At 72.2% G+C, this 9,480-nt stretch carries 11 protein-coding genes and 1 pseudogene; 6 read left to right on the top strand and 6 right to left on the bottom strand.

Annotation, left to right across the window (positions count from 1 at the left end; genetic code table 11):
* The 3 genes and pseudogenes from AB0395_RS27855 to AB0395_RS27845 all read right to left on the bottom strand — a co-directional run.
* Positions 1-493 (bottom strand): annotated as a pseudogene (locus AB0395_RS27855) (o-succinylbenzoate synthase); the annotation flags it as partial.
* Positions 494-641: 148 nt separating this feature from the next.
* Positions 642-1,451, bottom strand: coding sequence for a GNAT family N-acetyltransferase (locus AB0395_RS27850; RefSeq protein WP_366285791.1), 810 nt, complete (start codon positions 1,449-1,451; stop codon positions 642-644).
* Positions 1,448-2,476, bottom strand: coding sequence for a dipeptidase (locus AB0395_RS27845; RefSeq protein WP_366285789.1), 1,029 nt, complete (start codon positions 2,474-2,476; stop codon positions 1,448-1,450). Before AB0395_RS27845 ends, AB0395_RS27850 begins: the two co-directional genes overlap by 4 nt.
* Before the next feature lie 233 nt (positions 2,477-2,709).
* Here AB0395_RS27845 and AB0395_RS27840 point away from each other — a divergent pair, with 233 nt between their 5' ends.
* From AB0395_RS27840 to AB0395_RS27830, 3 genes are all read left to right on the top strand, one after another.
* The gene (locus AB0395_RS27840; RefSeq protein ID WP_366285787.1) at positions 2,710-3,576 is read left to right on the top strand and encodes a GNAT family N-acetyltransferase; all 867 of its coding nucleotides are present in this window, start codon (positions 2,710-2,712) and stop codon (positions 3,574-3,576) included.
* Between the two features lie 91 nt (positions 3,577-3,667).
* On the top strand, positions 3,668-4,588 hold the full coding sequence (murQ, locus tag AB0395_RS27835; protein WP_366285784.1) for an N-acetylmuramic acid 6-phosphate etherase: 921 nt from the start codon (positions 3,668-3,670) through the stop codon (positions 4,586-4,588).
* 117 nt (positions 4,589-4,705) lie between these two features.
* Positions 4,706-4,945: a hypothetical protein gene (locus AB0395_RS27830; RefSeq protein ID WP_366285781.1), complete on the top strand. Its 240-nt coding sequence runs from the start codon at positions 4,706-4,708 to the stop codon at positions 4,943-4,945.
* Between the two features lie 94 nt (positions 4,946-5,039).
* On the opposite strand, the gene AB0395_RS27825 is transcribed toward AB0395_RS27830, so the two are convergent.
* Both AB0395_RS27825 and AB0395_RS27820 read right to left on the bottom strand, forming a co-directional pair.
* The gene (locus tag AB0395_RS27825) at positions 5,040-5,933 is read right to left on the bottom strand and encodes a MurR/RpiR family transcriptional regulator (RefSeq protein ID WP_366285778.1); all 894 of its coding nucleotides are present in this window, start codon (positions 5,931-5,933) and stop codon (positions 5,040-5,042) included.
* A 212-nt stretch (positions 5,934-6,145) separates the two neighbouring features.
* On the bottom strand, positions 6,146-7,099 hold the full coding sequence (locus tag AB0395_RS27820; RefSeq protein ID WP_366285775.1) for a BadF/BadG/BcrA/BcrD ATPase family protein: 954 nt from the start codon (positions 7,097-7,099) through the stop codon (positions 6,146-6,148).
* A 251-nt stretch (positions 7,100-7,350) separates the two neighbouring features.
* Between AB0395_RS27820 and AB0395_RS27815 the strand changes: the two genes are divergently transcribed.
* Both AB0395_RS27815 and AB0395_RS27810 read left to right on the top strand, forming a co-directional pair.
* Complete coding sequence (locus tag AB0395_RS27815; protein WP_366285772.1) at positions 7,351-7,887, top strand: NAD(P)H-dependent oxidoreductase; 537 nt, start codon at positions 7,351-7,353, stop codon at positions 7,885-7,887.
* Positions 7,888-8,003: 116 nt separating this feature from the next.
* Positions 8,004-8,897, top strand: coding sequence for an LLM class F420-dependent oxidoreductase (locus tag AB0395_RS27810; RefSeq protein WP_366285769.1), 894 nt, complete (start codon positions 8,004-8,006; stop codon positions 8,895-8,897).
* 4 nt (positions 8,898-8,901) lie between these two features.
* Here the strand turns inward: AB0395_RS27810 and AB0395_RS27805 are convergent, their stop codons facing one another.
* On the bottom strand, positions 8,902-9,051 hold the full coding sequence (locus tag AB0395_RS27805; protein WP_366285767.1) for a hypothetical protein: 150 nt from the start codon (positions 9,049-9,051) through the stop codon (positions 8,902-8,904).
* Between the two features lie 105 nt (positions 9,052-9,156).
* On the opposite strand from AB0395_RS27805, the gene AB0395_RS27800 reads away from it, so the two are divergent.
* Positions 9,157-9,447, top strand: a complete 291-nt coding sequence (locus tag AB0395_RS27800; RefSeq protein WP_366285764.1) for a hypothetical protein — start codon at positions 9,157-9,159, stop codon at positions 9,445-9,447.
* Positions 9,448-9,480: the final 33 nt, after the last annotated feature.

The raw sequence follows: 9,480 nt of genomic DNA, 5'->3' as shown, positions 1-9,480 counted from the left end.
GGTAGCCCTGCTGGAGGTAGTCGTCGACGGCGTCGAGGAGGGTGGGGACGGAGGTCATGATGCCGACGGAGACGCCGCAGGGGACGGTGGGGGCGGCGGCGCCGAGGTAGGTGGCCAGGGATTGGCCGCCGGTGCGTAGCCAGGCGTCGAGCAGGGCGGTTTCCAGGGCGGATTTGGCCATCTGGTGGCCGCGGAAGGGGTGCAGGGCGCGGTTGACGGCGTGGATGTCGAAGGGGCCGGTGGGGGAGGGGGTGTCCTGGAGGGTCTTGACCGCGGGGATGAGGAAACGGCGCAGCACATCGGCGGCACCATCGGCGTACTCGGAGTTGTAGAGCGGGGCGCTCATCGCGGCGCACTCGCCCCAGCCCTCGCCGTCGGGGGTGGTGGCGCGGACGAGCAGGATGTCGCGGTTGCTCTCGGTGCCGAAGGAGGTGCGGAACGGGGCGACGAGGGGCATCGCGATGCGGCGGAGTTCGATTCCGGTGATCTTCATGATGTGGTGCGGCCGGGGCCGTGCCTCCCTGGATGCTGGTGCGGTGATCTGGCGATGCGGTGGTGCGGTGGTGCGCCGGTGACGATGCCGCCGGTGGGGGCGGCATCGATGGGGGCGCTGATGGGGGCGCCGGTGGTGTCAGCCGGTGTCAGCTGTCGGGCCGGTGCACGATGTAGCTGGTCTTCTGGTGGAAGCCGGTGACCTGAGCGCCCTGCTCCATGAGGCCGCCGAGGATCTCGCGGACGGCCTGGCGCCAGGCGCGGGCGGCGCCGGGGTCGGTGCGGCGCAGGGTCTCGATGTCGGCGGGGACGGCGACCAGTAGGACGGGGGCGTCGGTGGTGCCGGGGACGGGGTGGCCGTCGTGGTCGTGCAGGGCGACGGCGGTGCCGGGGGGGATGGAGACGGGCTGAGGGGTGCCTGCGGCGGCGGCGGTGACGTGCGGGGCGGTCAGTGGCCAGGTGGCCAGGACGCGGTCGGATTCGTCGCCCGCGTTGATGGAGTCGTCCATGACGCCGTAGAAGGAGGGCAGGTACTCGGTGGGGCGGGCGCCGAGTTTGGCGAGGTTGAAGTGGGCGTTGCGGCGGACGAGGGGGTCGTAGGTCCAGGTGATGCGGTCCAGGCCGCGTTCCAGGGCCCAGGCGCGCTGGTGGAGTTTCAGGGCCAGGCCGATACCGTGCCCGATGGCGGTGCCGGTGATGTGGGAGTGCAGGGCGCGGCCCGCGGGGGCGGCGAGGAAGGCGACCGAGGCGCCGATCAGGCGGTCGTCGCGGTAGGCGCCCGCGACGTAGTTCCCGGCGTGTGACAGGGCCCGCATCAGCTCGACGCCGATCGGTGCGCTGCCCGGATCCGATCGCCAGATCTCGCCGAGCAGGCGGTACACGTCCTCGAACTCCTCGATGTGGTGGAGCTCGCGGAGACGGAACCCGGTCGCGGTCGTTTCGAGGCTGGTCCCGCTCATCGCAGCACCGTGCCGAGGAGACGGTGCACGTTGCCACCGAGGATCTTGAGGATGTCCTCCTCGGGCAGTCCGCGTCCGAGAAGGGCCTCGGTGACCAGGGGCAGGCCGCGCGGTCCTTCGAGCCCCGGGATGGAGGCCAGGGGATCGATCTCGCCGTAGCCGGTGTCCTCGCAGCAGGGCGGCGTGGTGTCCGAGATCACTTCGCGGACGAAGTCGGGGCCGAGGCCGACGTGGTCGATCCCCCCGACGCTCACGAGATGCTCGATGTGGTCGACCAGGCGGTCGACGGTGTAGCCGGCGGGGTCGTCCGACAGGAAGGGGGCGAAGAAGTTCACGCACACCACGCCGCCGGTCGCGGCGATGGCGCGGATCTGGTCGTCGGTGAGGTTGCGGTGGTGGTCGCGCAGGGCGCGCGCCGAAGAGTGGGTCGCCATGACGGGCCGGGTCGCCAGCTCCAGCACATGGGCCACGCCGGAGGCGCCCAGGTGGGAGACATCGAAGATCATGCCGAGCCGTTCCATCTCCCGCAGTGCCTCGGCTCCCGGGGAGGTGAGCCTGCTGCCGGTGCCGTCCTCTCCGCTGCCGTCGGCCAGCGGGGTGCGGCCCCAGTGGGCGATCGACGCGATGCGGACGCCGAGCCGGTACAGGGTCGAGAACAGTTCCACGTTCGCGTCGACGCCGGGGGCGCTCTCCAGGGCGAGGACGAGGGCGATCTTGCCCTCCGCGAGGGCCTGGTCGATCTGGTCGCCGTCCAAGCACAGCCGCACCTCGTCGGCGTTGCCCTCCGACAGGACGTGCGCGCACTCGATCATGCGCAGCGTCTCGCGGAGTGCTCCCTCGGGGCGGTACCGCTCGTCGATGAAGACGGGGAGCACCTGGATGTCGACTCCGCCGTCGCGCAGCTGGGGCAGCCATCTCTCGCGGAAGAAGGAAGCCCAGCGCCGCGGCGGCCGCGCGGTGACCGCCATCAGCAGGTCGTTGTGGGTATCCGCGACGACGGCGCGGCGATGCAGATCAACGGACACGTGCCAACCCTTCAATGCGTGGTTATCGCGACGGTATGACAGGTCGGGGGTGGGGGAATTCGTACGCTTTCCCGAAGAACACACAGTTTGTTCGTGCATTCGCCCAAGATCACATGATGCTCTTGGGGCTTCCTGCCTGCTCACCGGCGCTGGACGGGCGGGAGCGCAGCCGGTAACCGGGGTACAAGCGAGTACAAAGGAAGGGAACGTACTCACGGGAAAGGCGTCACCAGGTGGAGATCCGTGAGGCGACCGCCGCGGACACGGCGGCGATCAGCGAGACGGCCCGCGCCGCGCTCGTCCTGGACGCGGAGCAGGCGCCGTCGCTCGTCGCCCGGCTTCTGCGGCCTCCTCAGGGCCGCCGGTGGCGGGTACTGGTGACCGGGGACCTCGACGGGGTGTTGTTCGCCTCCGTCTCCGGGGGAGACGGGTCCGCCGGATATGTCGACCTGCTCGCCGTGGCCTCCGGGTCCCAGGGCATGGGACGAGGTCGTGCCCTGGTCACGGCGGCCGAGGACTGGTTTCGCGGCCAAGGGGCGGCCGAGGCCAGGTTCGCGGGCAACCCGCCCTGCTACGCCTGGCCGGGCATCGACGTGCGCTACACCCCCGCGGCCTGCCTGGCGGAGAGCCTCGGCTACGAGCGGTACACGGTCGCCTGGAACATGACCGCCGATCTCACCGCGGACCTCTCCACACGGCCCGACCTCACAAGGCTGGCGGGCAAGGGGGTCAGCGTGCACAGGGCCGGTCAGGCGGACATGGGCCCCGTGCTCGCCTTCGTCAGGGAGCACTGGAGCGACAACTGGGCCTGGGAGACCGAGCAGTCGACCGGCTGTCACTACGCCTCCCGCGATGGCGAGATCCTCGGTTTCGCGGCGTGGGGCGCCAGACCCGCCTGGTTCGGTCCGATGGGTGTCGCCGAGGCTGCCAGGGGACTCGGCGTCGGCCGGGTGCTGCTGCGCCGCTGCCTGGCCGAACAGCGGGCAGCGGGTCTGACGAGCGCGCAGATCTCCTGGGTCGGGCCGCTTGGCTTCTACTCCAGGGCGGTCGGCGCGCGTGCCGAGCGGGTCTTCTGGCTCTACCGCAAGGACCTGAGGTGACCGTGGGCGGGGGTGCCCGGCAGGCACTCGCCCCCGAGAGGAAAGTCCGCCTGCGGGCAAGCCACCGGGAGAACGAGCACCATTGGGTGACATGACCGATCCACTCGCCGGCCTGTCCACCGAGCAGGGGGATCCGCGCTACAGCCGGATCGACCGGCTTCCCACCGAGGAGGTCGCCCGGCTGATGAACGCCGCCGACGCCACGGTGCCTGCGGCGGTCGCCGTGGCGATCCCGGAGATCTCCGCCGCGGTCGACGCCGTCGTTGCCAGGATGGGGGCGGGGGGCCGTCTGTTCTACGCCGGTGCCGGCACGTCGGGCAGGCTGGCAGTGCTGGATGCCTCCGAGTGCCCGCCGACCTTCGGCACGGCCCCCGAGCTGGTTCAGGGCGTCATCGCGGGTGGCGAGGTCGCGCTGACCCGCGCTGTCGAGGGCGCGGAGGACGACGCCGCCGCGGGCGCGGCCGCGATCGCCGGCAGGCAGGTCGGCGCGCTCGACTCAGTGGTCGGGATCTCCGCCAGCGGCAGGACTCCGTTCGTCCTCGGCGCGCTCGCCGAGGCGGGCCGTCGCGGGGCGTTGACCGTGGCGCTGTCCTGCAACGCGGGAACCCCGCTCTCCGGAGCCGCGCTGCACCCGATAGAGGTGCTCGTCGGCCCCGAGGTGGTGGCGGGCTCGACCCGGCTCAAGGCGGGGACCGCGCAGAAGCTGGTCCTCAACATGATCTCCACCATCGCGATGGTCAGACTGGGCCGGACCCACGGCAACAGCATGGTCGAGATGCCGGTGACGAACTCCAAGCTGGCGGGCAGGGCTGCGCGGATGGTCGGCGACATCACCGGCGCGAGTCCGTCGGCGGTCCGCTCCGCGCTCGAGGCGGCCGGGTGGCGCGTGAAGGTCGCGGTCCTGATGATCGAGCAGGGGCTCGGCCCCGGCGACGCCCTGGCGCTGCTGAAACGTCACGGTGACAGCCTGGAGGCGGCGCGGCGAGCCCCGGGAGACGCGCGAGAAGCCTGAGCCGCGCGGGGTCTGCGCCGTCCCCCGGACCGTACGGCCCCGGCACAAAGAATGCCGGACACACCCTTGACTCGGGCAGGCTGTGACGCTTCCGAGCCGCCGCGTAACGTCACAGACATGGCTATCGAGCTTGAGGAGCTCTTCGCCCGACAGGTGGACATCGGGATCGCCACCATGAGCACACCGGACGGCGACGGCGCGGACGGCGCTCACGTGGTCGTGCAGCGGATCGCCGCGATCGACGGCAAGACGGGACAGGAACGTCATCTGCTGCTCGTTTACCAGCCCGACGGGGTGACGGCCATGGTCGACGTCCTGCGTCAGGCGGCGGAGAAGGCCATGGAGGGCACGCCCTGAGGAAAGGCCGCGGACGGTGCGTCTGTGCCCCCGTGCCCGTCCGGTCCGCGGTCCTCCGCCTCATCACGGGCGTTCCCCGCGGGGAAACGCGGGGTCACCTGCCGCGGCGGCGCGTGTCCGCGAGGAACTCGCCGAGCGTTTCCCCGGTTGCCCGCAGCGCCGCCTCCGAGGCGTCGAACGTGCGCTGTGCGACGCCGATGAAGACACAGTCCACGATCAGGAGCTGACTGATCCGGCTGGCCAGCGCGCCGGGGCGGAACACCGTCTCCCTGCCTGCGGAGACCAGGACGTGCTCGGCGAGCCCGGCCAGCGAGGAACGCGGGTTGTTGGTGATCGCCACCGTGGTCGCGCCCGCCTTGCGCGCGGCCTTCAGGAGGGCCAGCACGTCGGGAGTCTCGCCGCCGCAGCTCACCCCGGCCGCGACGTCGCCGGGCCGTAGCAGCGTCGCGCTGGTCAGCGCGAGGTGCGCGTCGGTGAAGGAATGGCTGCACAGGCCGATCCGCATCAGCTTCTGCGCCATGTCGGCCGCCACGAGGCCGGAGGCGCCGACCCCGTAGACGTCGACTCTGCGGGCACCCGCGACGGCTTCGACGACCGCGCCGAGCCGGTCGGGGTCGAGTTGCGCCGCGGTGTCGGCCAGCGCCTCCGACTCCGCCCTGGCCACCTTCGCGATCACGTCGGTGAGCGGGTCGTCCGGGCCCAGGTCGCCGGGGACCAGCCGTTGCTGCGTCTCCCTGGCAACCGCGGCGGCCAGGGCGAAGCGCAGGTGGGAGTAGCCCGCGAACCCGAGTGTCCTCGCGGTGCGCACGATCGTCGCCTCGCTCGTCCCGGAAATCGCGCTGAACTCGGTGATGGTGCTGCGGGCCACCATCGCGGGGTCGTCCAGGATGAGGCGGGCGATGGCCTGTGCCGCGGGAGTGAGAGAGGGCAGGACCGCCCTCACCGTTGACACCGGGTTCACGGGAGTGGGGCCATCTTGGGCGTTCATGGCGGGCACCTTCTTGTTGTCGGGATCAAGCCTATTGGCCTGGGCGGCGTCCAGGGTAAAGACCGGGAAAGCCACTGTGACCTCCTGTGACCTCCTGTGACCTTCCGTGACACGAGGTCGTGACCGGGCGGATCCCGCGAGCCCGGCCGCGCCGCCCGCGGCCGGGCGCGCGTGCGGCGCGGCTCCTTCTCCGGAGTGCCGTTTCCCAGCGGTCAGGCGCGGGCCGGACCGTCGTCCCTGGCGATCAGGCGCAGGTGCGCGGCGCAGGCGCGGGGGCTGAGGGCGTGCAGCGCGAGCGCAGCCGCCCCGGCCGCGCCGTCGCGGGCGGTGACCACGGTGCCGGGTAGCCCGGCGCGGACCCTCGCGGCCAGCAGGGTCGGCCCGGTGAGCAGGGAACCCGCCAGCACCAGCGGTCCCGGGCCGGGGCCCAGCGACAGGACGGTCCGGGTGAGCCGCAGCGCGGCCTCGCGGAGGATCTCCGCCGCCGTCTCGTCGCCCGCCCTCGCCGCGCTCTCGACCGCGGGCGCGAGCCGTGCCAGCCACGAGGGGCCGTCCTCGGCGACACCCGCGCCGACCGCGCCCACGATCCACCGGATCGACGCGTCGCGGGGGGCCGGGTCCCCAAGGACGGCCTCGCACAGCGCCGTGGGCCCCGCCCGCCCGTCGAGGGAGGCCAGCGCCGCCCGTACGGCCCGCAGCCCGATCCACGCGCCCGACCCCTCGTCACCGAGCAGCCAGCCGTACCCGTCGGCCCTGCGGACCACCCGCCTGTCCTCGATCCGCGCGGCCACCGCCCCCGTGCCCGCGACCAGGACCGCTCCCGACGGCTCCCGGGTCGCTCCGGCGAAGGCGACGAGCATGTCCGGGACGACCTCGGGGCGCCCGGCCAGGCCGGTGGCACACCACGCCTCCGCGGCGACCGCCTCGGCTCGCTCGGGCGCCGAGTCCGCGCCTGCCAGCCCGAGAACCCCGCCGGCGACCCGCGCCGGATCGAGGCCGCCGAGCGCGGCCAGCAGCGCCGCGCGCAGGCTTCCTCCGGGATCGGTGGCCGAGAGCGCGTTCGCCGCGCCGCCGTACCCCCGTCCCACGACCTCGCCCGACTCGGTCGCCAGCACACAGCGGGTGCTCGTCCCGCCGCCGTCGACGCCGATGACCAGCCTCGTCACACGCACTCCATGCGCAGATCATCTCCCGCGGCGCGGCCGGTTCCCTCGGTGCCCGCCGAATTGGTGAAGAAATCGCTGTTTCATGCGCGATCGGTACGCGCGGTGATGTTCGTCGCCGCTGTCCCCGGGCAAGGCGCCGGATGTGGTGGAGCGTGAAGCCCGGCGGCAGCGGCTCCGCGGGCCGCGTCCGCATGCCCGGGCCGTGGGTTCCGCTCGAAGCGTCGCGACGTCGCGACAGAGATGGGGTCGGGATGAAAATCATTGGAATCGCGGGCAGCCTTCACCCGGGGGCGTACATCCACAGGTTGCTCGAGGCGGCGGTGCGTGAGCTGCCCGCGTCCGTCGAGGTCGAGATCTGGGACGGTCTCGACGGCGTGCCGCCGCTGTCGGACGGCCCGCTCCCGCCGAAGATAGACCGGCTGTGCCACACGCTCTCCGGCGTGAACGGCATGCTGATAGCGGCGCCCGCGCACAGCGTCCTGCCGGTGGAGCTGTGCCACGTGCTCGACTGGGTCTCCTCACGGCGCGGGGGCGCGGTCCTGGTGGGCAAGCCGGTCGTCGTGATGACCGCCTGCCTGCGCGCCCACGAGGCGATGTGGACGCAGACCGAGCTGCGCAGGGCCCTCGCCTCGGCGGGCGCGCTCGTGTACGGCGCCGACCTGGTCGTCTCTCCGGCACTTGACCAGTTCGACTCCGCGGGCAGGATCGTCGACCACGAGTTCCGCGATCGGCTTCGCCCGGTGCTGGAGGAGCTGTGCGTGCCCTCGATGGCCAAATCCCCCGCATAGAAGTGGGATGATCGGATCACCCGCGTTCTTGTTCTTCGTGGACGGGGACGCGGGCGCTGGTCAGGGGGCCGGGAAGAGGTCCCCTGCGGTTCGACGAGGCTGGATCGGAGACATCCATGGGCATTGGCCGGATCGGTGTGTGGCATCCTCTGTTCGGCAGGGCTCACGCCGGACCCGTACGGCAGGCGGCGGCGGAGATCGAGAAGCTCGGTTACGGCGCCCTCTGGTTCGGCGAGGCGCCGGGAACCAGGGAGGCGTTCACCACAGCGGGCATCCTGCTCGCCGCGACCGAGCGTGTCGCGGTCGGCACCGGTATCGCCAACATCTGGGTGCGCGACGCGACCGCCATGGCGGCGGGGGCGGAGGCGTACGGCGAGGCCTACCCGGGGAGATTCGTCCTCGGCGTCGGGGTGAGCCACGCGCCCCTCGTCTCCCGACGCGGTCACGACTACGCGCGTCCCCTGGCCGCGATGGCCGAGTATCTCGACGCCATGGACGCCGTCGCGGGCGACCTGCCGTTCTCCGGTGATTCGCGCACGCCGCGACTGCTCGCCGCGTTGCGGCCTCGGATGCTGGAGCTGGCCAGGGACAGGGCGGACGGCGCCCACCCGTACTTCGTGCCGCCGGAGCACACCGTGCTCGCCCGCGAGATCCTCGGTGACGGCCCCACCCTCGCCCCCGAGCAGGCGGTGGTCCTGGAGACCGACCCGGCCAGGGCCAGGGAGATCGCCCGCGCGCACATGGCTCTCTACCTCCAGCTTCCCAACTACGTCAACAACCTGCGTCACCTCGGCTACGGCGACGAGGACTTCGCGGGTGGCGGCAGCGACCGGCTGGTCGACGCGATCGTCGCCTGGGGAGACGTGGAGACCGTCGCGGGACGGGTCAGGGCCCACCTCGACGCGGGGGCGGATCACGTCGCCCTCCAGCCGCTTCCCGCTGACCTGAGCGGCGCCGTCGATCAGCTCACCGAGCTCGCCCCCGCACTGGGCGTCCTGCCGGGGGAGTAGGGGGTCACGTCCAGGGAGGAGCCTGACCGAGGGCGAGCGCCGCGGCGGCGAGCCCGGCGCCCTCCACGGTCACCGCTACGCCCTGACGCCTCAGATGACAGGCGGTGTTCGCCCCGACGGCGCCGCTTCCGAGGAGTATGACCTGGTCGCTCATAGATGAATGATCGCATTTCTTGAAAAACATCCATTTCATGGCTGACCCCTGGGGGCAACTGTGGTGCGGCGCCGTACGAAGATGGAGAGGGGAGGGAGTCCTGCGGTGGATGACCTGGACGAGGAGCGGGCGCTGCGAGCGCTGGGGACGGCACTCGACGTGAGCGCGCCGGTGGTCCGGCATCGGCTCAGACGCTTCCCCGAGGGCACGCCGTTCCTTCGGCTGCATCTTCCCGGGGCGAGTGACGCCGCGCTCTTCCTCGAGGGGCGTCAGTGGATCTACCTGAGCGAGCCGGGGCAGGACAGGCCCGTCACCGAGTTCGCCGCAGGCCTGCTCGACGACGACCCCCAGGGGGTGGGCGGGGGGGGGATTTGCGGGTTTGCGCGGCCCCGGTAGCGCACCCGCTTGCTCGGGGGCGCGCGGTAGTGC

The sequence above is a fragment of the Streptosporangium sp. NPDC051023 genome, from assembly GCF_040689595.1.
Lineage (GTDB): Bacteria > Actinomycetota > Actinomycetes > Streptosporangiales > Streptosporangiaceae > Streptosporangium.
This window is presented reverse-complemented; position numbering and strand designations above follow the sequence as displayed.